Genomic DNA, 25428 nt, shown 5'->3' on the forward strand with positions numbered 1-25428 from the left:
CGCTTCAAGACCAGCCCGCACTTCACTGATCACAAAAGAAAAAGAGCCCCCGAAGGGGCTCTGAGGTTCATGCGCCAAGGCTCATCCTGTTGTGCTGCTCGCGATGTGTTCTGCCTGCGGCCCGGGCATGTGCGGAGCGGGCGCACCCGCTCCGAAACCATGGGCCGATCTGCCGACCCCGGTGATCCGTTTCAGCTGCAGCCGCTGGTCGAGCCGCAGGTGTTGCACTTCATGCAGGTGCCGTTGCGCACCAGCGTGTAGTTGCCGCATTCGCCGCAGGCCTCGCCCTCATAGCCCTGCATCCGCGCCTTGGCGCGCGCATCCATGGCCAGCGACGAGGTGGCGGTGGCGGTCACAGAAGTCACACCCGTGCTTACCCGCTCTTCGGCGACCAGCGTGCCGAGCGCCGAAAGCTCCTCGGGCAGACGCTTGCGCAGATAGCCCGACGAGGAGATGTGCTTGAGCACTTCCAGCGAGCGGTTCGCGGCGCGTTCGCTGAGTTCCTCCACATTGCCCAGCCCGTCTTCTTCGCCGCGGCCCAGATCGTCGAAGGTCGCGCCCGAGGGCTTCACGTGCGCCAGATCGGTGCGGTCGAGGTAGGACACCGCCAGTTCGCGGAACACATAGTCGAGGATCGAGGTAGCGTTCTTGATGCTGTCGTTGCCCTGCACCATGCCCGCCGGTTCGAACTTGGTGAAGGTGAAGGCGTCGACGAACTCCTCCAGCGGCACGCCGTATTGCAGTCCGACCGAGACCGCGATGGCGAAGTTGTTCATCATCGCGCGGAAGCCCGCGCCTTCCTTGTGCATGTCGATGAAGATCTCGCCAAGCGAGCCGTCGCCATATTCGCCGGTGCGCAGATAGACCTTATGCCCGCCGACAACCGCCTTTTGGGTGTAGCCTTTGCGGCGGTCGGGCATCTTCTCGCGGTGGGACCGGACCAGTTCCTTGACCACGACCTTCTCGATCACCTTCTCGGCCAGCACCTGCGCCTTCTCGGTGGGTGTGCCGGTCTCGAGAACCTCCTGCGCGTCCTCGTCATCTTCGACCAGCGCAGAGGCCAGCGGCTGGCTGAGCTTCGAGCCGTCGCGGTAGAGCGCGTTGGCCTTCACCCCCAGCGACCACGACAGCTCATAGGCCTGCTGGCAGTCCTCGATGGTGGCGGAGTTGGGCATGTTGATGGTCTTGGAGATCGCCCCCGAGATAAAGCTCTGCGCGGCGGCCATCATGCGGATGTGGCTGTCGACGCTGAGGTAGCGCTTGCCCTTCTTGCCGCAGGGGTTGGCGCAGTCGAAGATTCCGATGTGCTCGGCCTTCAGGAACGGCGCGCCTTCCAGCGTCATGGTCCCACACACATGGTCGTTCGCCGCCTCGATCTCGGCCTTGCTGAAGCCGAGGTGGCGCAGCAGATCGAAGCTCGGGTCGTTCAGCTTGTCGGCCGGAATGCCCAGCGTGCCGCGGCAGAACTCTTCGCCCAGCGTGAACTGGTTGAACACGAAACGGATGTCGAAGGCGGTGGCCAGCGCCGCCTCGATCTTTTCCAGCTGCGCCTTGCCAAAGCCGTGGCCGATCAGCGCCGTGTGGTTCACCCCCGGCGCATTGCCAAGCGAGCCATGGCCCACCGCGTAAGAGGTGATCTCTTCGATCTGGCTGGAGGTGTAGCCCAGCCCCGCCAGCGCCGAAGGCACCGAGCGGTTGATGATCTTGAAATAGCCGCCGCCCGCCAGCTTCTTGAACTTCACCAGCGCGAAATCGGGCTCGATCCCGGTGGTGTCGCAATCCATCACGAGGCCAATCGTGCCGGTGGGCGCAATCACCGTCGCCTGCGCGTTGCGGAAGCCGTGTTTCTCACCCAGTGTCAGCGCCTCGTCCCACGCGGATTTCGCAAGATCGACAAGGGCTTGATCCGGACAGTTCGCGTGATCCAGCGGCACCGGCGGCACCGCCAGCCCCTCATAACCCTCGGCGCGCCCATAAGCGGCGGCGCGGTGATTGCGCATCACCCGCAGCATATGCTCGCGGTTGCGCGCGTAGCCCGAGAAGGCCCCAAGCTCTGCCGCCACCTCTGCCGAGGTCGCATAGGCCGTGCCGGTCATGATCGCCGTCAGAGCCCCGCAGAGCGCCCGGCCCGCGTCGCTGTCATAGCTCAGCCCCATGGTCATCAGCAGCCCGCCGATGTTTGCAAAACCAAGGCCAAGTGTCCGGAAGTCATAGGAAAGCTGCGCGATCTCCTTGCTGGGGAACTGCGCCATCAGCACCGAGATTTCCAGCGTCAGCGTCCACAGCCGCGTCGCGTGCACATAGCCGTCTGCATCGAACTTGCCGTTCTTGAGGAAGGTCAGTAGGTTCATCGAGGCGAGGTTACAGGCGGTGTCGTCGAGGAACATATATTCCGAGCACGGGTTCGAGCCACGGATCGCGCCATCTTCGGGGCACGTGTGCCATGCGTTCACCGTGTCGTGGAACTGGATCCCCGGATCGGCGCAGGCCCACGCAGCATGGCCCACCTGCTCCCACAGATCGCGTGCCTTGATCGTCTTGGCCGTCTTGCCGTCGGTGCGGCGGATCAGTTCCCAATCGGCATCGTCGCGCACCGCCTGCAGGAAGGCATCGGTGACGCGGATCGAATTGTTGGAGTTCTGGCCCGAGACGCTGGCATAGGCTTCGCTGTCCCAGTCGGTGTTGTAGGTGGGGAACTCGATGCTGGCGTAGCCCTGCTTCGCGTAGTCCAGCACCCGCTTGATATAGGTCTCTGGGATCGCGAGCTTTTTCGCCTCACGCACGGCGGTTTTCAGCCCCGCGTTCACCTTGGGATCATAGGCGTCGCTCTCAATTCCGTCCCAGCCCCGGATCGCGTCGAAGATGGCGTTGAGCATCTTCTCGTGCATCTTCGAGCCGGCGACGATGCTGGCCACCTTCTGCTCTTCGCGGACCTTCCAGTTGATGAAATCCTCGATATCCGGATGGTCGGCATCGACGATCACCATCTTCGCGGCCCGGCGCGTGGTGCCGCCCGACTTGATCGCCCCCGCCGCGCGGTCGCCGATCTTCAGAAAGCCCATGAGGCCCGAAGATTTGCCGCCGCCCGACAGCGGCTCATTCTCGGCGCGCAGGCTCGAGAAGTTGGTGCCGGTGCCCGAGCCATATTTGAACAGGCGCGCCTCGCGCACCCATAGGTCCATGATGCCGCCCTCGGTCACCAGATCGTCGCTGACCGATTGGATGAAACAGGCGTGGGGCTGCGGATGCTCGTAGGCGGATTTGGATTTGGTAAGCTTGCCGGTCTTATGGTCCACATAGAAATGGCCCTGACTCGGCCCGTCGATGCCATAGGCCCAGTGCAGGCCGGTGTTGAACCATTGCGGCGAATTTGGCGCGGCCATCTGGCGGGCAAGCATGTGGCGCATCTCGTCGTAATAGGCGCGCGCATCGCTCTCGGCGGTGAAGTAACCGCCCTTCCAGCCCCAGTAGGTCCATGCGCCTGCGAGACGGTCAAAGACCTGCTTGGCCGAGGTTTCGCCGCCGCGCGGCGTGTCGGCCGTGGCAGGCACAGAGCGCCAGAGAAACTCGGGCACACCCTGCTCTTTGACGGTCTTGAGCTCGCTCGGGACACCGGCCTTGCGGAAGTATTTCTGCGCGATCACGTCAGAGGCGACCTGACTCCAGCCCGCCGGAACCTCAAGCGTGTCGAGCTTGAAGACCGAACTGCCGTCGGGGTTGCGGATCTCGGAACTGGTGGTGACAAAATCGATGCCCGCGTATGCGTCCTGCCCCGCGGTGGTAAAACGTCTGTCGATCTTCATGTTCGCCTCTGCCTTTGCCTTGGCCACAATTCAAATCCGGATTGCGAGGCACAGAGCTTTCCCAGCCGGACACGCCATCGCGCGCCCGCCAGATTTAGAAAGGCTTCGGTTTGATCTGACCCTGCTGAAGGCCACTACATATTGTGGCTCTTGATCCGCTGACAACAAACTGGATCAAGAAAGCGTCATCGGTCAACGAAAAATTCCGCATCTCTCCATATATTTGGTGAGCCGGACCTCTTGGGACACCATCTGTATGAAAAATGCACCCCTGTCCGATGGCCTGAAAATCGCGCCAAAGCTTACGTAACGTAGGCTTTTAGCCCGTTGGGCAACAAACCCGCCCCCGTCTGACACAAGATGTGGCCGATTGTTTTCAGGTCAGCCCTAATGACTTTTTTTGTAGGGAACGCGCCATCGCCAAAAAAATGTGCGGTGCTCGTCGGTTGATCACGGATGCCGTTGCGGAAGCATTTGTGCTGAAGCAAGAGGCCAGAGACGCGGAACACGGGTTCTGCCGCTCTGTGCTGGTCGGGGCGAGAGGATTCGAACCTCCGACCTACGGTACCCAAAACCGTCGCGCTACCAGGCTGCGCTACGCCCCGACGCGACAGGCAATACAAGCCTCGTCAGGGATTGAAAAGCGGAAAACTCACTCGCAGGGCCATGCGGCGTCAGAGATGCGCGGATGTTGCATTTCGCTGCCCTCGGCAATGCCCAGCTGGGCCGCCAGACCGCCGTTGATCTCAAGCACATATTGCGCCTCTCCCGCGCTGGGGATCGGCGTCAGATCGCCGGGCACGGCGTTTTCATGCACCGAGATGACCACGCCTTCGGAGTCCGCAAAGACCATGTCCAGCGGGATCAGCGTGTTCTTCATCCAAAAGCTCATCTCATGCGGCGCGTCATAGACGAAGAGCATCCCCGCGCTGGAGGGCATCTGCTCGACGAACATCAGCCCCCGCGCCCGCTCGCGCGTGTCATCCGCGACCTGCACCGCAAAGCGTGCGCTGCCCCAATCACCGCGGAGCCACAGGCTCTCGTCACTGCAGGCCGCCTGCGCCGCCTGCCCTGACAGAATGCTCAGCCCAACCCCAAGCAGGGTCAGGGCACCAAGGCGGTTTCCCATGCGCAGACCTCCGTGGCCATCTGGCCGCGTTTGCCGTCGATCACGCGGATCGCCAGCGCCTCGCCGGGCTGCAAATCGGCCAGCCCCGAGCGCCGCAGCACTTCGATATGGATGAAGACGTCCTGATCACGCCCGAAGACATTCGCAAAGCCAAAGCCCTTGGCCTTGTCGAACCATTTCACCCGCGCCGGCTCCAGCGGAGCTGCCTTGATGATCTCGGGGTCAATCTCTTCGAAGTCCGCAAGCGGGGCGCCCGCGGGCGCCTCCGGCGGTTCGATCCGGAACACTTCGGTGGCTTGTATGCCGCGATCGGTGCGCTGGACGCCCACTTCGATCCGCGCCGCATCGGCGACCGAACTCTGCCCAAAGTTGCGCAGCACATTGGCATGCAGCAAAATATCGGGCCCTCCCTCATCCGCGATGACGAAGCCAAACCCTTTCACCGGGTCAAACCATTTTACCCGGCCGAGCACGCGCCGCGTTTCACTCTCTTCTTGTGTCAAATGCGTTTCCACTGGTCGTCTTGCGTATCCCCACCACTGTCTTGCGCCAGTGTGGCTCTCAATTGCAAGTCATTGAAACCTGTATTCTCTACGAAATTGCATTTCGCGTAACATGAAATTCAAGGATTTAATCTGGTCACTGTCCACTCATCCGAAACACTTGTGCGCCTCCAGACGAACCTGTCATGCAACCGGAACGCCCCATCGGCCCAAAATTCAACTTCAACGGGAGTGATGCGAAATCCCCCCCAAAATTCAGGCCGCGGCGGGTTCGGCCCCTTGGTCGCCGTAATCTTGGCAACTTCCGCCATGAGTGCCGCTCGTGACGCAAGAGGCCGGGACTGTTTGGAAGCCCAGGCCCCGAGACGCGATTTGAGCGAACGAGACGCGTAATATGCATCCGCTTGCGGGCCATCCTCCCTGTCGACAAATCCACGAACACGGATCTGACGCCGCAACGATTTCCAATGTAACACAAAAGCTGCCTTACCGCTGCCTAAAATTTCCTTAGATTTGGCACTTTCGTAGTTGGTGTAGAAAACAAAGGCACTCGCCTCGATTTCCTTGAGCAGCACCATACGCGCATTCGGCAAGCCATCCTCGTCGACCGTCGACAGGGCGATGGCGTTGGGATCGTTCAGCTCGGTCGCTTCGGCCTCTTTCAGCCAGTTGCGTGCGATCTCGAAAGGATCGTCCCCTGCAAAGATGCCGGTCCGGTCGCTCATCTGTCTGTCTCCCTGTACTGCCCGCTTTGCGCCACCCGCTTTCTGACGTGGCGTCGCTCAAACCCTTGATGCCCCCCGGCCAATCGCCTAAAGGACACAAACAAAATCAATGCCGGGTAGAGGTGAGGGATGTCAAATACTCTGATGGCCGGAAAACGCGGCCTGATCATGGGTCTCGCCAATGACAAGTCGATTGCCTGGGGCATCGCGAAGAAACTGCGCGAGGCGGGGGCAGAGCTTGCCTTCTCCTACCAAGGGGACGCACTGAAAAAGCGGGTCGATCCGCTGGCCGAGCAACTTGGCTCGAACATCGTGCTGCCTTGCGACGTGTCCGACGAGGCGTCGATCGACGCGCTCTTCGACAGCCTCAAGGAGCGCTGGGACAAGATCGATTTCATCGTTCATGCGATCGGCTTTTCCGACAAGAACGAACTGCGTGGCCGCTACGTCGACACCAGCCGCGACAACTTCAAGCTGACCATGGATATCTCGGTCTACAGCTTCACCGCAGTGATGCAGCGCGCCGAGAAGATGATGACCGATGGCGGCTCCGCGCTGACGCTCACCTATTACGGTGCCGAGCGGATCATGCCCCATTACAACGTGATGGGCGTGGCCAAAGCGGCCCTCGAAGCCTCCGTACGTTACCTCGCCGAAGACCTCGGCAAGGATGGCATCCGGGTCAACGCAATCTCCGCAGGTCCGATCAAGACGCTGGCCGCCTCGGGCATCGGCGATTTCCGCTACATCATGAAGTGGAACGAATATAACTCGCCCCTGCGCCGCAACGTGACCATTGACGACGTCGGCGGATCGGCGCTTTACCTGCTGTCTGATCTGGGCGCGGGCGTGACAGGCGAGACGCACCACGTGGACGCGGGCTATCATGTCGTGGGCATGAAGGCCGTCGACGCGCCCGACATCTCCAAGGGCTGAGCCCTTCACACCGACGACAGATATCCGCCAGGGAGTGCTCCCATGCCCGAGATGACCGACCGCCTGCCCCATGAAAAGGGCTTTCACGTAAGCTGGGATCAGCTGCACCGCGACAGCCGCGCGCTGGCGTGGCGACTGCAGAGCCACGCGCCCGAAGGGGGCGGCGAATGGCGCGCCGTGGTGGCAATCACCCGCGGCGGCATGGCCCCCGCGATGATCATCGCGCGCGAGCTCAACATACGCATGGTCGATACGATTTCGGTCAAGAGCTACAACCACCAAGAGCAGTCCGAGCCGAAGGTCATCAAGTTCCCCGACATGGAGGTGATGGGCGACGGCGACGGCGTGCTGATCATCGACGATCTGGTCGACACCGGCCGCACGCTGGAAGTGGTGCGCAAGCATCTGCCCAAGGCGCATGTGGCTACCGTCTACGCCAAGCCGATGGGCCGCCCGCAGGTCGACAGCTACATCACCGAGGTGAGCCAGGACACGTGGATCTTCTTCCCGTGGGACATGGCGCTGCAATACGTCAAACCCTTCCACGGCACCGCGGACTGATCTTCGGGTCTTCTACAATGCAAAGGGGCGCTGCCATCGCGGCAGCGCCCCTTTTCGTTTGTGCCCTTAGCGCCGGTTATGCGTCCAGTTTGACGCCCGCTTTCAAGGTCTGGCGCCACGGCGTGGTCGGGCGACCGATCAGCTGCGAGAGCGTCTTGTCGTCGCTGTAGAGCCCGCCCTGAGCCGCGCCATTGTCGCTGTCGGCCAGCATATGCGCCACCGGACCGGGCAGGCCCGCGCCCTCAAGCGCCGCGGCGTAATCGGCCTCACTCATGTTCACATAGGGGATCTCTTTGCCCGCGATCTCCGACAGCGCCGCGGCAAACTCGGTCAGCGTGTAGCTGTCGTCGCCTGCCAGCTCATAAACCGTGCCGCGCGCCGGGGTCTCGCCGGTCAACACAGCCACGGCCGCCGCCGCGAAATCTGCCCGTGCCGCCGAGGCGATGCGCCCGTCGCCCGCCGCGCCAATCAGCGCGCCATGCTCGAGCGCGGCACCGGCGCCCATCACGTAGTTCTCGCTGTACCAGCCATTGCGCAGCAGCGCGTAGGTCAGACCCGAGGCGGCCAGCGCCTCTTCGGTCGCCACATGTTCGCCGGGCAGGACGGTCAGCGGTGAGCTCGTGGCGTTCAGGATCGAGGTATAGGCGATGAAGCCAACCCCGGCCTTCTCTGCCGCGGCAATCACATTGCTGTGCTGCTCCGCCCGCTTGCCGACCTCGCTGGAGGAGATCAGCAGCAATTTGTCGACGCCCGCAAACGCCGCCTCCAGAGCCGCCGGATCGTCGTAACTGGCGACCCGCACCACGAGGCCCTGCGCCTCCAGCGCGGCGGCGGCCTCGGCGCGGCGCACCAGCGCGCCAATGCGTGCCTCCGGGGCCGCTGCGCGCAGTTGCTCCAGCACGAGGGCGCCAAGCTGCCCGGTGGCGCCGGTGATCAGGTAGTCAAGCTTCTCCGACATGGTCTTTCCTTTCTGTCCGCCCTGCCCGGTCCGTTGCGATCTGGCGAAGGGTTCTGATTCGAGTTATGGTCTCTTTTCTAGACCTACACGCATCATCCCGGAAGGAGGCACATTGGCATGACAAGGTTACACGCAGGGAACCCCGATGCGGTGCGCGCCATGCTCGACAGTATGGCCGCATGGACCGGCGCGCCCGAGGATGAGGCGCAATGCCCGGTGCGGGATGTGCTCGACCGGGTGGCGCAAAAGTGGACGCTGCTCATTCTCGTCGCGCTCGAACCCGCTCCAAAGCGATTTTCCCAATTGCAACGGCAGGTTGGAGACATTTCCAAACGTATGCTCACACAGACCCTGCGGCAGCTGGAGCGCGATGGCATGGTGTCGCGGCAGGTCTTTCCGACCAAGCCCCCGTCGGTCGAATACGCGCTGACCGAGCTTGGCCGCTCGTCGCTTGCGCCGATTGGCGCGCTGCTGGTCTGGGCCGACAGCCACCATGGCGAGATCACCGCCGCCCGCGCAAGTTTCGACGCCGGGGAAGCCGCCTGAGACCTCTTCCCCCGGCTGCATGGCGCTGATAGCGTCCGCGCAGTTTTGAGGGAGAGACCAGACATGACCAAGCTCAGCCGCACCCAGACCACCTTCGCCCCGCCGGTGATGGAGGCGCGCCGCTGGCTCGACGGGGTCACTTTCCCGCCCGACCGCCCGCTGATCAACGTCAGTCAGGCCGCGCCGATCGACCCGCCGCCCGCACCGCTGGTGGCGGCGATGGCCGAGGCGCTGCAGGATCCGGCAACGCACCTTTATGGGCCGGTTTTGGGACTGCCCGAATTGCGCGCGGAACTGGCGGCGCATTGGTCTGCGCATTATGGCGCAGAGGTTCGCCCAGAAAATGTCGCAATCACCGCGGGTTGCAACCAAGCCTTCGCAGCCAGCATTAGCGCGATCTGTGGTGAAGGAGACGAGGTTCTTCTGCCAACCCCCTGGTACTTCAACCATAAAATGTGGCTGGATATGGACGGCGTCGCCACCGTGCCGCTGCCGACCGACGAACACCTCATTCCGCAGACCGAAACCGCCTCCTCTCTCATCACCGAAAGAACGCGCGCTATCGTTCTGGTTTCACCGAACAATCCGGGTGGCGCGGAATATCCCACAGAGACCCTGCGCGCCTTCATGAAACTGGCCAAGGCGCATGACCTCAAGCTGATCGTCGACGAGACCTACAAGGATTTCGACAGCCGCAGCGGCGCGCCGCATGATCTGCTGACCGAGCCCGAGGACCGCGCGCATCTGATCCAGCTTTACAGTTTCTCCAAGGCCTACCGTCTGACCGGGCACCGCGTCGGCGCGGTGATCGCGTCTGAGGACCTGCTGCCCGAGATTGAGAAATTTCTCGACACTGTAACCATTTGCACGCCGCAGCTCGGGCAGCGCGCGGCGCTCTGGGGGCTGCGGAACCTTGGCCAATGGGTGGCCGGAGAGCGCGATGAAATCCTCGACCGCCGCGCCGCCATCGCCGACAACATGCCCAAGCTCGAAGCCAAGGGCTGGAAGCTGCTCGGGCTCGGGGCCTATTTCGCCTATTTCGAGCATCCTTTCGAGGGCAGCTCTGCCGATCTGGCGCCGAAGCTGGTGCGTGAGGCAAGCGTTCTGACCCTGCCCGGCACGATGTTCATGCCCGCCTCGGACCCGCGCGGCGCGCGGCAGTTCCGCTTTGCCTTCGCCAATGTGAACCGGGAAGAGATCGGCACGCTCTTCGACCGGCTTGCCGCGCTCGACTGGCCGCAGGCCAACAAGGCCGAGAGGCCCCTTGCGAGCAAGGGCTTGGCCCAGTAAACCCCGACGCCAGAAACAGGACGAGCGAGAGGCAGCGATGGCACGCGGCAAGAGCAGTATCAGCAAGACCCTTGTATGGGGTCTCCTGATCCTCGTGGTGATGGGCTTCGGCGCCTTCGGCACGGTCAACTTCAGCGGCGGCGTAAGCGGCATCGGCTCGGTGGGCGACACCGATATCTCGACCACCGATTACACCCGCGCGCTGCAGAACGAGATGCGCGCGTTTGAGGCGCAGACCGGCCAGCCCATGACGCCGGATCAGGCGCAGCAGTTCGGCCTCGACCGGCAGGTGCTGGCACAGGTGGTGACCGGGGCCGCGCTGGACGACGAAGCACAGCGCATCGGGCTTTCGGTCGGCGACGATCAGGTGGCCGAGGCGCTGAGCGAGATGCCGGCCTTCCAAGGCCCGGATGGCAAGTTCAACCGCGAAAGCTATTCCTACGCGCTGAAGAACGCCGGTCTGACCGAGGCGGAGTTCGAAACCGATCTGCGCCACGAGAGCGCCCGCAACCTGATCAACGCCGCGATCTACTCGGGCACCGCGCTGCCCGACACTTATGTCGACACGCTGCTTGGCTGGGCGGGCGAGACGCGCTCGTTCACTTGGGCGCGCATCGGCCGCGACGCGCTGGAGACCGGCCTGCCGGTGCCCTCCGATGACGAGCTGCAGGCATGGTACGACGATCACATCGATCAGTTCACCATGCCCGAGACCAAGGTCATCACCTACGCTTGGATCACGCCCGACATGATCGTCGACAGCGTCGAGCTGGACGACGCAGCGCTGCAGGCCGCCTATGACGAGCGCAGCGAAGAGTTCAACCTGCCCGAACGTCGCCTGATCGAACGTCTGGTCTTTGGCGACGACGCCGAAGCGCAGGCGGCGATGGCGCGCATCACGTCGGGCGAGATCGACTTCGAAGGTCTGGTCGAAGAGCGTGGGCTGGAGCTGAGCGACACCGACATGGGCGATCTGACCGAGGACGCGCTTGGCGAGGCCGGTGCCGAAGTCTTCGCCGCCGGAAGCGGCGATGTCGTCGGCCCGCTGCCGTCGAACCTCGGCCCGGCGCTCTACCGGGTGAACGGCATCCTGCAGGCGCAGGAAACGCCCTTCGAGGAAGCCGTGCCGCAGCTGCGCGACGAGCTGGCGCTGGACCGCGCCCGCCGCGTGATCGAGGGCATGGCGCAAAGCCTCGACGACGAGCTTGCAGGCGGCGCGACGCTCGAAGAGCTTGCCGGTGACACCGATATGGAGCTTGGCCAGATCGAGTGGAACCAGCAGAGCGATCAGGGCATCGCGGGCTATGACGTGTTCCGCGAGGCCGCCCAGCAGGTCACCGAAGACGACTACCCGGCGATTGCCGAACTGGGCGATGGTGGCGTCTATGCCATGCGCCTTGACGAGATCCGCCCGCCCGCGCCGCGTCCGTTCGAAGAAGTGCGCGCCGAGGTTGCCGAAGGCTGGGACAAGGACAAGACCACCGAGATGCTGGTCGCGCAGGCCGAAGACCTCGCGCAGCAGATCAAGGACGGTGCCAGCTTCGAGGATCTGGGCCTCGAGCCGACCCGCGAAGAGCGGCTGACCCGCGACGCGCAGATCCCCGAGATGCCCGCCGCGCTGCTGCCCGCCGCCTTTGAGATGACCGAAGGCGAGACCCGCGCCCTGCCCGGCGACGGTGCCGCGCTGGTCATGCAACTGGACGGGATCGCACCGGTCGACCGCGAGACGGATGCCTCCAAGCAGCTTGAAGGGCTGCTGCGTGACCGGGCCGCAAACAGCGTGGCGCAGGACCTCTTCCGCGCCTATGTCACCGACATTCAGGAGCGTGCCGGGGTCTCGATCGACCAGCAGGCGGTGAATGCCGTTCACACCAACTTCCGGTAAGCCAATGGTCACTCTCACGCCTTCCTACGAAGAGTTCGCCCGCGCCTATGAAGCGGGCGAAAACCAAGTCGTCTACACGCGGCTCGCCGCCGACCTCGACACGCCGGTGTCGCTGATGCTCAAGCTGACGGGGGCGGCCAAGGACGCCTTCATGCTGGAGTCGGTGACCGGCGGCGAGGTGCGCGGTCGCTACTCGATCATCGGCATGAAGCCCGACCTCGTGTGGAAATGCCACGGCCAGCAGGCGCGGCTGAACCGTCAGGCGCGCTTTGATCCCGAGGCCTTCGAGGAGGAAACCCTCGATCCGCTCGCCTCGCTGCGCGCGCTGATCGCCGAAAGCAAGATCGACCTGCCCGAGGATCTGCCGCAGGCCGCAGCAGGTCTTTTCGGCTACCTCGGCTACGACATGATCCGTCTGGTCGAGCGCCTGCCCAACGTGAACCCCGATCCGCTCGGCCTGCCCGATGCGGTGATGCTGCGCCCCTCGGTGGTGGCGGTGCTCGACGGGGTGAAGGGCGAGGTCACGGTCGTGGCCCCCGCTTGGGTGCAGTCGGGCCAGTCGGCGCGCGCCGCCTATGCGCAGGCCGCAGAACGGGTGATGGACGCGGTGCGCGATCTGGAACGCGCGCTGCCGCAGGCGGGCCGCGAACTGGGCGAGGCGCGCGAGGTCGGTGAGCCGGTCTCGAACTTCACCCGCGAGAGCTATAAGGCGGCGGTCGAGAAGGCCAAGGACTACATCCGCGCCGGCGACATCTTTCAGGTGGTTCCGGCGCAGCGCTGGACGCAGGATTTCCCGCTGCCGCCCTTCTCGCTCTACCGCAGCCTGCGGCGCACCAACCCGTCGCCCTTCATGTTCTATTTCAACTTCGGCGGCTTTCAGGTGGTCGGCGCGAGCCCCGAGATCCTTGTGCGGGTCTTTGGCCGCGAGGTCACCATCCGCCCGATCGCCGGCACCCGCCCACGCGGCGCGACCCCCGAGGAAGATCGCGCGCTCGAGGCTGATCTGCTGGCGGACAAGAAGGAACTGGCCGAGCACCTCATGCTGCTCGATCTGGGGCGCAATGACACCGGCAAGGTCTCGAAGATCGGCACCGTGCGCCCGACCGAGCAGTTCACCATCGAGCGCTACAGCCACGTGATGCACATCGTGTCGAACGTCGTGGGCGAGCTGGCTGAGGATCAGGACGCGCTGTCGGCCTTCTTTGCCGGGATGCCCGCAGGCACCGTCTCGGGCGCGCCCAAGGTGCGCGCGATGGAGATCATCGACGAGCTGGAGCCCGAAAAGCGCGGCGTCTATGCGGGCGGTGTGGGCTACTTCAGCGCGGGCGGCGACATGGACATGTGCATCGCCCTGCGCACCGCCATAGTGAAGGACGAAAAGCTCTACATTCAGGCGGGCGGCGGCGTGGTCTACGACAGCGACCCCGAGGCCGAGTATATGGAGACCGTCCACAAGTCGAACGCCATCCGCCGCGCGGCCGCCGACGCGGCCCGTTTTACCGGGTCGGGCAATGGCTGACGCGGCGCAGGTCACCATCCGCCGGGCCACCCCGGCGGATGTGCCGGGGCTCTCGGCCATGCTGAAAGCCCTCGTGGCCGCTGGGAAGCGCAGCCGCCCGGCGGACGAGGCTTTCGTGATGGCGAGTTATGTGGCGAATCCTGACGGGATCAGCTGCTTTGTCGCCCTGTCCGAAGACGGTGAGGTGCTTGGCTTGCAGGCGCTGTCGCGCGCCACTGCGGGCAATCCCTATGGCACCCCCGAAGGTTGGGGCATCATCGGCACCCATGTCTCTCCTGCCGCCGCCCGGCGCGGCGTTGGATTGGGCCTCTTCCGCGCCACGCGCGAAGCGGCGCAGGCCGCGGGGCTTCCGGCCATCGAGGCCTATATTCAAACCGCCAATGCCGAGGGTCGGGGTTATTACGCGGCCATGGGCTTTTGCAGCTGGCGCAGCCCGGTTGGCGTGGATTGCAAACGCTTTGACCTGAGCACCTGAAGCCGCCCCGAGATTTCCGCGCGGTTTTCTGCTAATCTCCCGCGTAAGGGGGAGTGCGCATGACACCGATCGATTTCTGGTTCTCCATCGGCAGCACCTACAGCTACCTGACCGTCATGCGCCTGCCTCAGCTGGCGGAAGTCAAAGGGATTGAGGTCCGCTGGCACCCGTTCAACGTCCGCCATGTGATGGTCGCGCAGAACAATATCCCCTTCAAGGGTAAGCCGGAAAAGACCACCTACATGTGGCGCGACATCGCGCGGCGGGCCGAGGGGTACGGGCTGTCGCCGAAGCTTCCGGCACCCTATCCACTGGCGGGGCTGGTGCTGGCCAATGAGGTGGCCGAGCTTGGCATGCGCGAGGGCTGGGGCATCGACTACACGCGCGCCACCTATCGGCGCTGGTTCGAGCAGGGCGAGCCCGCGGGCGAGGCACCGAACCTGCCCGAGAGCCTGCGCGAGATCGGCCAGGACCCCGAACGGGTGATGGAGCGTGCTGGCTCCGAAGAGATCGTGCAGGCGCTCGCCAGCGCCACCGCCGATGCCATGACGCTGGGGGTGTTCGGCTCACCGAGCTTTCTGGTGGGACACGAGCTTTTCTGGGGCGATGACCGGCTTGATGACGCCATCGCATGGGCTAAGAGCCACTGACACGGCGCGCGGGATACCCGCCGCGCACCGCGTCAGATCAATGGGCCGTGGGTCAGTCCGCTTCGAACACACCGCAGGCCAGACGGCTGCCCGCATCGCCCGAGGGTTGGCTTTCGTAATCATCCGGCCCCGCGTGCACGATGAAGGCCGAGCCATCGTCGTCCATCATCAGGCTTTCCACATCGAAATCGGGCAGGAAAGCCTCGACCGTCACCGCGCCATCGGCGGGCACATGCGCGTTCGGCAGATCGCCCGGATGCGGCCCGCCTTCGACCATCACGCCATGCTCGGCATCGCCCGCGAGGTGGCCGCCCGCAGAGGTGAAATCGCTGGCCGAGCAATCACCGGTCTCGTGGATGTGGATGCCATGCACGCCTTCCGGAAGGCCCTGCAGTTCGACCGTGGCATGCGCCATGCCCGAGGGGGTGTCGGTGACCGTCACGGTGCCAATGGCGCTGCCATCGGTGCCCGACAGCTGCGCGGTGGCGGTGGCGGCGGCAACCGGCGCGGCGGCGAGAGTGACAAGCGCGGTGGCTAGGGCAAATCGTTTCATGAAATTCTCCTCTGTGCGGCGCGATGCGCGCCTGCCTCAAAGGGCCAACGCGTGGCGCCACACGCGGTTGCAGCATCGCGGCAAAAAACCGCGCGTGGTTGCGACCTCTTCCGAAACAGGCGGAAATGATTAACTCTTCCGAGGAAGGCAGCGGCCACAGGTGCCGCCCGCCCAGCGAGAGAGGATCCGCCCATGTCCTGGTCATTTCCCATCGGCCGCCTGTTCGGCTCGGAACTGCGGGTACATGCGACCTTCTTTCTGCTGCTGCTCTGGATCGGCGCGGCGGCGTGGTCGGTGGGCGGCGCGGCGGCGGCGGTGCAGAACATCCTCTTCATCCTCGCCCTCTTCGCCTGCGTCGTGGCGCATGAGTTCGGCCACGCGCTGACCGCCCGGCGCTTCGGCATCAAGACGCCCGATATCACGCTGCTGCCGATCGGCGGGCTGGCGCGGCTCGAGCGGATGCCCGAAAACCCGGTGCAAGAGATCCTCGTCGCGCTGGCCGGGCCGATGGTGAACGTGGTGATCTGGCTGGTGCTGGTGTTGCTTGGCGCCTCTTCGGGCTTCGGCGGGCTGGAAGGGCTTGGCACCGGCACAGGCGCCTTTCTCGGCCAGCTTGCGGCGATCAACCTCGCGCTGGCGCTGTTCAACATGATCCCCGCCTTTCCGATGGACGGAGGCCGCGTGCTGCGCGCCGTGCTGGCGCTGCGCATCGGACGGGTGAAGGCAACGCAGGCGGCGGCCACCACCGGGCAGATCCTCGCCTTTGGCCTTGCCTTCTGGGGGCTCAGCTCGGGCAATTTCATCCTGATCCTGATCGCCATCTTCGTGTTCTTCGCCGGACAGGCGGAAAGTCAGGACGTCGCAAGCCGCGCGGTGGCGCATGATCTTCTGGCGCGCGACGCGATGATCACCAGCTTCGAGGCGCTGCGCCCCGAGGACACGCTGGCGATGGCCGGACAGACCCTGATCCGCACCACCCAGCACGAGTTCCCGGTGCTGGCCCCCAGCGGCGAGCTTGCGGGCTTTCTGACCCGCGACGCGCTGTTTCGCGGCATGGCCGAGGATCACGCGGCGCGGCAGGTCTCCGAGCTGATGACCGAGGTGCCGCAACTGCCCCTCGCCGCGCCGCTGCAATCGGTGCTGGACGCGCTGGCACAAGCGCCCGCCGTGGCGGTGATCGACGCGCAGAGCCGCGTTCTGGGCTATGTCACGCGCGAGAATGTGGGCGAGCTGATGGTGCTGCGCGGGCCGGGCATGACCGGCTGAGCGTTGCCGTCTCGCACGGGGAAAACCGGCTGATTGGCGCCGCCGCGACGGGAGGGATTGCGCCATGTGCCATGATGTGGAAAGCCCACGGCGGGGGAGAATTTCCAAGAGGCATACTATGACGAATGCGCTTTCCAAGCTGCTCGGCGCGCGCGATTGGCTGCTTGCCGATGGCGCCACGGGCACCACGCTGTTCAACATGGGGCTTGCGCCCGGCGATGCGCCCGAACTGTGGAACGAGACGCAGCCGGGCAAGATCCGCGCGCTCTACCAAGGGGCGGTCGACGCGGGATCCGATATCTTTTTGACCAACTCTTTTGGTGCCAATGCCGCGCGGCTGAAGCTGCATGACGCCGGGGGCCGAGCCCGCGCGCTGTCGCGCTGCGCCGCCGAACTGGGGCGCGAGGTGGCCGACGCCGCCGGGCGCCCGGTGGTGGTCGCCGGATCGGTCGGCCCGACGGGCGAGATCATGGAGCCGGTCGGCACGCTCAGCCACGCGCTCGCGGTTGAGATCTTCGAAGAAACCGCCGCCGGGCTGAAGGAAGGCGGCGCCGATGTGCTCTGGCTCGAGACCATCTCGGCGCCCGAAGAGGTTCGCGCCGCCGCCGAGGCCTTTGCCCGGCAGGACATGCCGTGGTGCGGCACCATGAGCTTTGACACCGCCGGGCGCACGATGATGGGGGTCACCTCGGCCGAGTTCGGGCGACTGGTCGAGAGCCTGCCGAACCCGCCGCTGGCCTTTGGCGCCAATTGCGGCACCGGAGCCTCGGACCTTCTGCGCACGGTGCTGGGCTTTGCCGCCAGCGGCACCGAACGGCCGATCATCGCCAAGGGCAACGCCGGGATCCCGCGCTATGAGGACGGCCATATCCACTATGACGGCACACCGGATCTGATGGCCGATTACGCGGTGATGGCGCGCGACGCCGGGGCGCGGATCATCGGCGGCTGCTGCGGCACGACGCCGGAGCACCTGCGCGCCATGCGCGCGGCGCTGGAAGAGCGCCCGCTGGGCCCGCGCCCGACGCTCGAGCAGATCGTCGCGGCGCTGGGTCCATTCAGTTCCGAGAGCGACGGGCTGAGCGGCTCTGCCCCCGAGCGTGCGCGGCGCGGGCGGCGCAGGGGCTGAGCGGCGAGACGTGGCTCCGGCCGACACATCTCATTGAGCACGTCTCGTTGAGCACGTGTCCTTAACCAAGTTGGCGGCAGGCTTCGGCGATGACCGACCTGCCGCTTCCGATTCGTCCCGAGGACTGGCTGCGCCAGATGTTCCTCAGCCGCGCCGCCGCGCAGGGCGGCGTTGTCCGGCGCAAAACGCGCGATATCGACCGGATCGTCGGGCGGGAGCGGTTTCTGGCAGAGCTCGACCGGCGCGGCTTCCGCGCGGTCGAAAATGCCGGTCAGACGGTGATTTTCTGCAATTGCGAGCCGGTGCGGGTGGTGCGCTAGGCAACGTCCTTCGAAGGACGTTGCAAATCTCTTCGAAGAGATTTGCCGCTCAGAACAGCGACAACTGATCACCGGCCCGGGGCGGCGCACGGAACAGATCGCAGCGCAGCGCCGGCTGCGCCGCGTCCAGACCCAGCCGCCGCACCGCCTTGTCGAACCGCTGCGCGATCAGCTGCGCATAGGTCCCCTCGCCGCGCATCCGGCTGTGCCAGCGCGCCGAGTAGTCCTGCCCGCCGTGCATCTCGCGCAGCCGCGCCATCACCCGCGCCGCGCGCCCCGGGTAATGCTCTTCCAGCCATGCGCGCCAGAGCGGCGCGACCTCGCGCGGCAGGCGCAGCATGATCCAGCTGGCGGCGCTCGCCCCGGCCTCGGCCCCGGCGGCAAGGATGCTTTCAAGCTCGGGGTCGGTCAGCGCGGGCACCATGGGCGAGGCCATGACCCGCACCGGGATGCCCGCCGCGCTCAGCCGCTGGATCGTCGCCAGCCGCCGCGCTGGCGCAGGCACCCGGGGCTCCATCCGGCGCGAAAGATCGGCGTCCAGCGTGGTGACCGAGATGCCCACCCGCACCAGCCCGCGCGCAGCCATATCCGACAGGATGTCGATGTCGCGCTCGATCAGCGTGCCCTTGGTGACGATCGCCACCGGGTGGTTGAACTCCGACAGCACCGTAAGGCAGGCGCGCATGATGCCCCGGTCGCGCTCGATCGGTTGGTAAGGGTCGGTGTTGGTGCCAATCGCCAGCGGCGCCACATCGTATCCCTTTGCCCGCAGCTCGCGCGCCAGCACCTGCGGCGCCTCGGGCCGCGCCACCAGCCGCGTCTCGAAATCCAGCCCCGGCGAGAGCCCGAGATAGGCGTGACTGGGCCGCGCAAAGCAGTAGATGCAGCCATGCTCGCAACCACGGTAGGGATTGATCGACCGGTCGAACGGCAGGTCGGGCGAGCGCACGCGGTTGATCATACTGCGCGGGCGCTCGTCCGAGACCTCGGTGCGCAGCGGCGGAAGATCCTCGGGAATGTCCCAGCCATCTTGCGCATCGGCATAGGAATAGCGCTCGAACCGGCCGCTGTCGCGCGAGCCCGCACCGCGCCCCCGGCGGCGCTCTTTTTCGACGATGCGGGACATCTCGCTCATGGCGTCACGCTAGAACATAAAGGGAACACGCGCAATCCCCCCGGCGCGCAGGTCGCCTCCGGGCCCGGCGGTGTCGCAATCGGCCATGAGCGGAAGCGCACCCGGGCGCAGGCTGGAAAGAAGTTGCAAGGCAGTTGCAAGGGAGGTGACCATGGCCGACGACGAGATCATTCTCTCGGAACTCGATGACGCCGAACTGGTCGAGCAGATGTTCGACGATCTCTACGACGGGATGAAGGAAGAGATCGAGGAAGGCGTGACCATTCTTCTGGATCGGGGCTGGGCGCCCTATCGGGTGCTGACCGAGGCGCTGGTCGGCGGCATGAAGATCGTCGGCGAGGATTTCCGTGATGGCATTCTCTTCGTGCCCGAGGTGCTGCTGGCCGCCAATGCGATGAAGGGCGGCATGTCGATCCTCAAGCCGCTGCTGGCCGAGACCGGTGCGCCGACCATCGGCAAAATGGTGATCGGCACGGTCAAGGGCGATATCCACGACATCGGCAAGAACCTTGTGGCGATGATGATGGAGGGCGCGGGGTTCGAGGTGGTCGATCTGGGGATCAACAACGCCGTCGAGGCCTATCTCGAGGCGATGGCCACCGAAAAGCCCGACATCCTCGGCATGTCCGCGCTGCTCACCACCACGATGCCCTATATGAAGGTGGTGATCGACACGATGGTCGCCGAGGGGCTGCGCGACGATTACATCGTGCTGGTCGGCGGCGCGCCGCTGAACGAGGAATTTGGCCGTGCCATCGGGGCCGACGCCTATTGCCGCGATGCCGCCGTCGCCGTGGAAACCGCCAAGGAACTGGTCGCCCGCCGCCACAACCGCGCCCCCGCGCAATGAGCCCAGCCTTTGTGGCCCGCCTCCGGCCCGAGCGCCTCTGCCCGCCGGTCCGGCGCAGGAATGTGGCCGAATTTCGCTTTTGCCTTTGCTTTCACGGGGACAGGCCCCTATCTTTAGAGACAGGGAAAGGAGATGCCCATGCCGGTGACCACGCTTGTGACCCTTCTTATCGCGGTTCTCGCTTCTGCGGGGCTGACCGTGTGGGCCTTCGTCGCCTGGGGCGCCAGCAAGGTGATCCCGCTGCTTCTCGCCGTCGCGCTGCTGATCCGCTGGGGCATGTCCTCGGTGCCAGCAGATGACACCCGCGCCTGACCTCATCGGGCCTGACACTTCCGGTTCTGAGCCTTCCGAGGCCGACTTTTCTGGACCTGACACTTCTGGGCCTGACTCTTCTGGGCATGACGCAGAGGTAAGGCCGCGCCGTGACGGGCCGCCCCCCGCGCCTGCCCGCATCCTGCTGATCGCCTGCGGCGCGCTGGCCCGCGAAATCCTCGACATCAAGGCGCAGACCGCTGGCAGCTTGGACCATCTGGACCTGCGCTGCCTGCCCGCCGAGCTTCACAACACGCCGGACCGCATCCCCGAGGCCGTGCGCGCTGCCGTGGCGGCGCAGCGCGCGCAGTATGACGAGATCAAGCTGCTCTACGCCGATTGCGGCACCGGCGGGCGGCTGCAGACGCTGTGCGACGAGCTTGGCATCGAGATGCTGCAAGGCCCCCATTGCTATGCGTTTTTCGATGGCGTCGCGCGGTTCGAGGCACGGGGTGAGATGCGCAGCTTCTTCCTCACCGACTTCCTCGTGCGCCAGTTCGACGCTTTCGTCTGGCGTCCGCTCGGGCTCGACCGGCACCCGGATCTGCGCGAGATGTATTTCGGCCAATACACCACGCTGGTGCATCTTGCGCAGATCGACGACCCGGCGCTTGCGGCGCTCGCCGAGATGCATGCCGCCCGCCTTGGCCTCGCCTTCGAACGGCGGCTGACCGGCTATGGCGATCTTGAGCGCGACCTCAGCCGCTGGGCGCGCGCCAAGGGCTGACGTGCCCACCCTCAAGCCCGCCAGCCGCTCAGTGCCCGTCAGACGAAAAGATCAGCCGTCGTTCTGCTGGCGCTGGAGCAAGGCCGAGACCGGCACCAGCGCGACGCTGTTGGCGCGGTCCTGCAGCCCCCACAAGAGCAGCGCCGAGACCGTGTCGGCGCGCAGACGGCCCAGCATCACCACGCCCTCTTCCTGACGCGCCTTGAAGGCGGCCTGATCGAGGAACCGGCGCATCACCCGCGGGTCCTGCCCCTTGCCGTCGAAGTCCCGGAACACGGTCAGCGCCGGAACGCCCTCGCGCCGGGCCAACGCCTCGGCGGTGTTGAGCCCATTGGCCATCAGCAGCAGCCCATGGCCGGTATCGCGCAGGAACTGCGCCGCCTGCGTGCCGATCTCGCGGCTTTGATGCAGGCCTAGATCAGGCCCTTCGAGCACGCCGATGGCCTCGGGCACCGCGCCAAGCGCGCCTTCGAGCGCGACCTCGGTATCGGCGGGCGTGGCATTCTCGGGCAGGTCCGACAGCGCCAGCACTTCGAACCCACGGGCGCGATAGGCCGCCGCGGCCGCCGCGGCATCGGGATGGTCCGCCGAGATCGCAAAGCTCACCGGGAAGGGGAATGCCTCCACCGCCTCGGGCCCAAGCGGCCCGCTGCCGTCATCTATCAAGACAATCGACAGTGCAGGCTCGCCGGCGGGAAGATCCGTCGCCGCCGCATAACGATAGAGCGGGCTGTCCTGCGGCGCGGGGGCTGTGGTGTCCGGTGTTTCTTCGGCGTCCGAGACCACCGGCAGGCGGCTTTGCGGCACCGCGCCCTCGCGCCCCACCAGCGTGTCGGCCGGCGTGCCAATGGCCGGACGCTCCTCTTGCGACGCGGGCTCGGGGGGGTCGCTGCGCTCCGGGGTCAGCACGGTGACGCGGGGCTTTTCCGGCTCTGCCTCGGGCAACGGAGATTTGTCCATTTCGGGTGCTTCCGAAACAGCGTCGGTGGCCGGTTCCGGCTCTGCGGCCAGCCCGCTGTCCTCGGCTGGTTGCGGCGGCTGGGCCGGGTCGGTGGAAACGGCGGGCTGCGCTTCGGCCAGCGGTGCCTCGGGTGGCAGCGTCGGGAGCCCCGGCTGCACCGGCGCGTCACCGCCCACGGCCAGCCGCGCGGCCTCGGAGGTGCCGGGGGCGTCGGGGGCCTGCGGCGCGGGAATGGGCTCGGGCCGCTGCGAGGGCTGGGTGTCGGGCGCGCTGCCCTCGGCCAGTCCCGGCGCGGCGAGCGACGGCCCGGCGCTGGCAGCCTCGACGCCGCGCTCTTCGCTGGGGCGGCGGGCGGGCGGCGTTACCGGCTGCGGCTCGGACTCCTCAGCGGCACTCTCGCTCTCCGGCGCGGCCTCTTCGGCGCTCGGCGTCGGAATTTCGGTCGGTGTTTCGGATGCGGCGACCTCCGCTTCCGCTTCGGCTAGGGCGTCATCCGCTGGCTCGGGTGTCTCTACCGGCGGCGCCTCGGACGGGCTCTGGTCCTGCGCGCTGCCCGAAGGCGTCTCAAGGTCCTGCGGCGCAGGCATTTCGGCGGTATCCGAAACAGCCACATCGCCAGTTTCGGGCTCCTCGGCCTCCGCGACACTGGGCGGCGTCGGGCGATTGGCGGGCGGCCCCATCGCCACCGAAATCGCCGCCAAACCGACACCAGAGACCACCAGCCCCCAGATCGCCCCTGCCAAGAAACCACGTGCCATGTCCCTGCCCGTCCTTTTCTCTACCCCGGGCCCCGTTGCCGGACCCTTTGCCGCCATGCTACGGCGCCTGTGCCGCTCCCGAAACACTTGTTCGGGACATGGCCTTGACGCTGCACCACCTGCGGGCGCATGTATACCCCCACCGCGGGTTCGCCCGCCAGCCTGAAGAGTCTACCATGCTGCTTCTCATCGACAATTACGACAGTTTCACCTGGAACCTCGTGCATTACGTGGGCGAGCTGGGCGTGGAGGCCAAGGTCATCCGCAACGACCAGATCGACGTGCAGGAGGCGATGGCGCTGAAACCCGAGGGCATCCTGCTCTCGCCCGGCCCCTGCACCCCCACCGAGGCGGGCATCTGCCTGTCGCTCACCCACGCCGCCGCCGAGACCGGCACGCCGCTCTTTGGGGTGTGCCTTGGGCATCAGACCATCGGTCAGGCGTTCGGCGGCACGGTCAAGCGCCACGACGAGATCGTCCACGGCAAGATCGCGCAGATGCACCATGATGACACCGGCGTTTTTGCCGGGCTGCCCTCGCCGTTCGAGGCGACGCGCTATCACAGCCTCGTCGTCGCGCGCGACGATCTGCCCGAGGAGCTGGTGGTCAACGCTTGGCTCGAGGATGGCACGATCATGGGGCTGCGGCACCGCGAACTGCCGATCCACGGCGTGCAGTTCCACCCCGAGAGCATTGCCTCGCAGCACGGCCATGCCCTCATCGAGAATTTCCTGAAGACCATGAAAGTCCCTGCATGAGCGATCGACTGAAGCCGCTGATCGGCGCCGCCTGTACCCGCCCGCTGAGCCGGGAGGAGGCCGAGGCGGCCTTCGAGATCCTCTTTGAGGGCGAGGCCACTCCGGCCCAGATCGGCGGCCTGCTGATGAGCCTGCGCACCCGCGGCGAGACGGTGGAGGAATTTGCCGCCGCCGCCGCCGTGATGCGCGCCAAATGCAACAAGGTGGTCGGCCCCGCGGGCGCGATCGACATCGTCGGCACCGGCGGCGACGGCAAGGGCACGCTGAACATCTCGACCGCCACCGCCTTCGTGGTCGCGGGCGCGGGCGTCACCGTGGCCAAGCACGGCAACCGCAACCTCTCGTCGAAGTCGGGCTCGGCGGACGCGCTGGGGCAGATGGGCATCAACGTGATGCTGCCCGCCTCGGCCATCGCGCCCATTCTGAACGACGTCGGCATCTGCTTTATGATGGCGACCATGCACCACCCGGCGATGAAGCACGTGGGCCCGCCGCGCATGGAGCTGGGCACGCGCACGATCTTCAACATCCTCGGGCCGATGACCAACCCGGCGGGCGTGAAGCGGCAACTGACCGGGGCGTTCTCGCGCGATCTCATCCGCCCGATGGCCGAAACGCTGGGCCAGCTCGGCTCGGAGCGCGCATGGCTGGTGCACGGCTCGGATGGCACTGATGAGCTGGCGATCTCTGGCGTGAGCTGGATCGCCGCGCTGGAAGAAGACGGGCAAATCCGTGAGGCGGAAATTCACCCTGAGGACGCCGGCCTGCCGGTGCATCCTTTCGAAGACATCGTCGGCGGCGAACCTGCGGAGAATGCCAAGGCGCTGCACGCGCTTCTGGATGGCGCGCAGACCGCCTATCGCGATGCGGTTCTGCTGAACTCGGCTGCCGCGCTGGTGGTTGCGGGCAAGGCGAGCGATCTCAAGGAAGGTGCCGCCATGGCCCGCCAGAGCATCGACAGCGGCGCGGCCAAGGCCAAGGTCCAGGCGCTTGCCGAGGCGACGCAAGCCGCCGCATGAGCCTGCCTGCCGCCTGGGCGCATCTGCCCTTCTTCACCGAAGAGTTTCCCCGCATCGCCGAGGCGCTTGCGGCGGAACCCCGGCAGGTGCTGCCCCCCGAGGCGCAGCGCTTCGCCGCGCTGGAGGCTTGCGCGCCCGATGATGTGCGGGTGGTGATCCTCGGGCAGGATCCCTACCCCACGCCCGGCCATGCGCATGGGCTGTCTTTTTCGGTCGAACCCGAAATACGGCCCCTGCCGCGCTCGCTGACCAATATCTACAAGGAACTGCAGGAAGAGTTCGGCGCCGTGCCGCCCAATGGCGATCTGCGGTTCTGGGCCCGGCAAGGCGTCCTGCTGCTCAACACCGCGCTCTCGGTCCCCGCGGGCAATGCTGGCGCCCATGCCAAGCTTGGCTGGTCCGGGCTGACCGCGCAGGTGCTGGACGCGCTGTCGGACAAGCCGCGGGCTTTCATCCTCTGGGGCGGTCACGCTCAGAAGTTCGCCAAGCACATCCATGGCGACGATCATCTCATCCTCGCCTCGGCCCATCCTTCGCCGCTCTCGGCGCGGCGCGGCTTTTTCGGCTCGCGCCCCTTTTCCCGCGTCAACGACTGGCTTAAAGCCAGAGGGGACACGCCGATCAACTGGACAACGCCCTGAGCGGCAGCCTGACCGGCCC

25 protein-coding genes and 1 tRNA gene are annotated in these 25428 nt (G+C 65.8%); 17 read left to right on the forward strand and 9 right to left on the reverse strand.

Annotated features, from left to right (window positions below; genetic code table 11):
* Positions 1 to 191 precede the first annotated feature (191 nt).
* The 5 genes from AYJ57_RS01195 to pdxH all read right to left on the reverse strand — a co-directional run bounded on the left by AYJ57_RS01195 (position 192) and on the right by pdxH (position 6160).
* Entirely contained in the window at positions 192 to 3803 is a 3612-nt protein-coding gene (locus AYJ57_RS01195; protein WP_066106493.1) for a vitamin B12-dependent ribonucleotide reductase, read from the reverse strand.
* A 528-nt stretch (positions 3804 to 4331) separates the two neighbouring features.
* Positions 4332 to 4408: transfer RNA gene (locus AYJ57_RS01200), tRNA-Pro, on the reverse strand.
* Positions 4409 to 4455: 47 nt separating this feature from the next.
* Entirely contained in the window at positions 4456 to 4932 is a 477-nt protein-coding gene (locus AYJ57_RS01205; RefSeq protein WP_066100047.1) for a DUF192 domain-containing protein, read from the reverse strand.
* Complete coding sequence (locus tag AYJ57_RS01210; RefSeq protein ID WP_263620157.1) at positions 4908 to 5435, reverse strand: cold-shock protein; 528 nt, start codon at positions 5433 to 5435, stop codon at positions 4908 to 4910. Before AYJ57_RS01210 ends, AYJ57_RS01205 begins: the two co-directional genes overlap by 25 nt.
* 119 nt (positions 5436 to 5554) lie before the next feature.
* The gene (gene pdxH, locus AYJ57_RS01215) at positions 5555 to 6160 is read right to left on the reverse strand and encodes a pyridoxamine 5'-phosphate oxidase (protein WP_066100052.1); all 606 of its coding nucleotides are present in this window, start codon (positions 6158 to 6160) and stop codon (positions 5555 to 5557) included.
* Positions 6161 to 6289: 129 nt separating this feature from the next.
* On the opposite strand from pdxH, the gene fabI reads away from it, so the two are divergent.
* Together fabI and gpt are read left to right on the forward strand one after the other, a co-directional pair.
* On the forward strand, positions 6290 to 7096 hold the full coding sequence (gene fabI / locus AYJ57_RS01220; RefSeq protein ID WP_066100055.1) for an enoyl-ACP reductase FabI: 807 nt from the start codon (positions 6290 to 6292) through the stop codon (positions 7094 to 7096).
* Between the two features lie 51 nt (positions 7097 to 7147).
* On the forward strand, positions 7148 to 7657 hold the full coding sequence (gene gpt / locus AYJ57_RS01225) for a xanthine phosphoribosyltransferase (protein WP_066106495.1): 510 nt from the start codon (positions 7148 to 7150) through the stop codon (positions 7655 to 7657).
* Between the two features lie 76 nt (positions 7658 to 7733).
* Here the strand turns inward: gpt and AYJ57_RS01230 are convergent, their stop codons facing one another.
* Complete coding sequence (locus AYJ57_RS01230) at positions 7734 to 8615, reverse strand: NAD(P)H-binding protein (protein ID WP_066100057.1); 882 nt, start codon at positions 8613 to 8615, stop codon at positions 7734 to 7736.
* A gap of 117 nt (positions 8616 to 8732) precedes the next feature.
* Here AYJ57_RS01230 and AYJ57_RS01235 point away from each other — a divergent pair, with 117 nt between their 5' ends.
* From AYJ57_RS01235 to AYJ57_RS01260, 6 genes are all read left to right on the forward strand, one after another.
* Positions 8733 to 9161 carry a winged helix-turn-helix transcriptional regulator gene (locus tag AYJ57_RS01235; protein ID WP_083191113.1) on the forward strand — a complete coding sequence of 143 codons (429 nt, stop codon included), beginning with the start codon at positions 8733 to 8735 and terminating at the stop codon, positions 9159 to 9161.
* A gap of 63 nt (positions 9162 to 9224) precedes the next feature.
* Positions 9225 to 10451 (forward strand): aminotransferase, encoded by a 1227-nt coding sequence (locus tag AYJ57_RS01240; RefSeq protein WP_066100063.1) that lies wholly within the window; start codon positions 9225 to 9227, stop codon positions 10449 to 10451.
* Between the two features lie 37 nt (positions 10452 to 10488).
* The gene (locus tag AYJ57_RS01245) at positions 10489 to 12336 is read left to right on the forward strand and encodes a peptidyl-prolyl cis-trans isomerase (protein WP_066100065.1); all 1848 of its coding nucleotides are present in this window, start codon (positions 10489 to 10491) and stop codon (positions 12334 to 12336) included.
* Positions 12337 to 12340: 4 nt separating this feature from the next.
* Positions 12341 to 13855 carry an anthranilate synthase component I gene (gene trpE, locus AYJ57_RS01250; protein ID WP_066100068.1) on the forward strand — a complete coding sequence of 505 codons (1515 nt, stop codon included), beginning with the start codon at positions 12341 to 12343 and terminating at the stop codon, positions 13853 to 13855.
* Positions 13848 to 14330, forward strand: coding sequence for a GNAT family N-acetyltransferase (locus AYJ57_RS01255; RefSeq protein ID WP_066100071.1), 483 nt, complete (start codon positions 13848 to 13850; stop codon positions 14328 to 14330). The genes trpE and AYJ57_RS01255 overlap by 8 nt, the downstream gene beginning before the upstream one ends.
* A gap of 59 nt (positions 14331 to 14389) precedes the next feature.
* Positions 14390 to 14980, forward strand: coding sequence for a 2-hydroxychromene-2-carboxylate isomerase (locus AYJ57_RS01260; protein WP_066100074.1), 591 nt, complete (start codon positions 14390 to 14392; stop codon positions 14978 to 14980).
* Between the two features lie 52 nt (positions 14981 to 15032).
* Here the strand turns inward: AYJ57_RS01260 and AYJ57_RS01265 are convergent, their stop codons facing one another.
* A complete protein-coding gene (locus AYJ57_RS01265; RefSeq protein WP_066100077.1) occupies positions 15033 to 15533 on the reverse strand; it encodes a superoxide dismutase family protein in 501 nt (166 codons plus the stop codon).
* 192 nt (positions 15534 to 15725) lie between these two features.
* Between AYJ57_RS01265 and AYJ57_RS01270 the strand changes: the two genes are divergently transcribed.
* The 3 genes from AYJ57_RS01270 to AYJ57_RS01280 all read left to right on the forward strand — a co-directional run bounded on the left by AYJ57_RS01270 (position 15726) and on the right by AYJ57_RS01280 (position 18248).
* Positions 15726 to 16799 carry a site-2 protease family protein gene (locus AYJ57_RS01270; protein ID WP_066100080.1) on the forward strand — a complete coding sequence of 358 codons (1074 nt, stop codon included), beginning with the start codon at positions 15726 to 15728 and terminating at the stop codon, positions 16797 to 16799.
* Between the two features lie 118 nt (positions 16800 to 16917).
* On the forward strand, positions 16918 to 17928 hold the full coding sequence (gene bmt / locus AYJ57_RS01275) for a betaine--homocysteine S-methyltransferase (protein WP_066100084.1): 1011 nt from the start codon (positions 16918 to 16920) through the stop codon (positions 17926 to 17928).
* Positions 17929 to 18017: 89 nt separating this feature from the next.
* A complete protein-coding gene (locus tag AYJ57_RS01280; protein ID WP_066100086.1) occupies positions 18018 to 18248 on the forward strand; it encodes an N-(5'-phosphoribosyl)anthranilate isomerase in 231 nt (76 codons plus the stop codon).
* 49 nt (positions 18249 to 18297) lie between these two features.
* Here AYJ57_RS01280 and AYJ57_RS01285 read toward each other — a convergent pair whose 3' ends face one another.
* Complete coding sequence (locus tag AYJ57_RS01285) at positions 18298 to 19374, reverse strand: PA0069 family radical SAM protein (protein WP_066106497.1); 1077 nt, start codon at positions 19372 to 19374, stop codon at positions 18298 to 18300.
* Between the two features lie 160 nt (positions 19375 to 19534).
* Between AYJ57_RS01285 and AYJ57_RS01290 the strand changes: the two genes are divergently transcribed.
* From AYJ57_RS01290 to AYJ57_RS01295, 3 genes are all read left to right on the forward strand, one after another.
* Positions 19535 to 20233 carry a corrinoid protein gene (locus AYJ57_RS01290; protein WP_066100089.1) on the forward strand — a complete coding sequence of 233 codons (699 nt, stop codon included), beginning with the start codon at positions 19535 to 19537 and terminating at the stop codon, positions 20231 to 20233.
* Positions 20234 to 20371: 138 nt separating this feature from the next.
* Positions 20372 to 20545, forward strand: a complete 174-nt coding sequence (locus AYJ57_RS26155) for a hypothetical protein (RefSeq protein ID WP_193789500.1) — start codon at positions 20372 to 20374, stop codon at positions 20543 to 20545.
* A complete protein-coding gene (locus AYJ57_RS01295) occupies positions 20529 to 21272 on the forward strand; it encodes a DUF1638 domain-containing protein (protein WP_083191114.1) in 744 nt (247 codons plus the stop codon). The genes AYJ57_RS26155 and AYJ57_RS01295 overlap by 17 nt, the downstream gene beginning before the upstream one ends.
* Before the next feature lie 51 nt (positions 21273 to 21323).
* Here the strand turns inward: AYJ57_RS01295 and AYJ57_RS01300 are convergent, their stop codons facing one another.
* Complete coding sequence (locus tag AYJ57_RS01300) at positions 21324 to 22991, reverse strand: divergent polysaccharide deacetylase family protein (RefSeq protein ID WP_066100092.1); 1668 nt, start codon at positions 22989 to 22991, stop codon at positions 21324 to 21326.
* 176 nt (positions 22992 to 23167) lie between these two features.
* Between AYJ57_RS01300 and AYJ57_RS01305 the strand changes: the two genes are divergently transcribed.
* The 3 genes from AYJ57_RS01305 to AYJ57_RS01315 are packed head-to-tail and all read left to right on the forward strand — an operon-like array spanning position 23168 to position 25409.
* Positions 23168 to 23749, forward strand: a complete 582-nt coding sequence (locus AYJ57_RS01305; protein WP_066100095.1) for an anthranilate synthase component II — start codon at positions 23168 to 23170, stop codon at positions 23747 to 23749.
* The gene (gene trpD, locus AYJ57_RS01310) at positions 23746 to 24768 is read left to right on the forward strand and encodes an anthranilate phosphoribosyltransferase (protein WP_066100098.1); all 1023 of its coding nucleotides are present in this window, start codon (positions 23746 to 23748) and stop codon (positions 24766 to 24768) included. Before AYJ57_RS01305 ends, trpD begins: the two co-directional genes overlap by 4 nt.
* A complete protein-coding gene (locus AYJ57_RS01315; RefSeq protein WP_066100103.1) occupies positions 24765 to 25409 on the forward strand; it encodes a uracil-DNA glycosylase in 645 nt (214 codons plus the stop codon). The genes trpD and AYJ57_RS01315 overlap by 4 nt, the downstream gene beginning before the upstream one ends.
* Positions 25410 to 25428: the final 19 nt, after the last annotated feature.

Source organism: Salipiger sp. CCB-MM3 (genome assembly GCF_001687105.1).
Taxonomy (GTDB): Bacteria; Pseudomonadota; Alphaproteobacteria; order Rhodobacterales; family Rhodobacteraceae; genus Salipiger.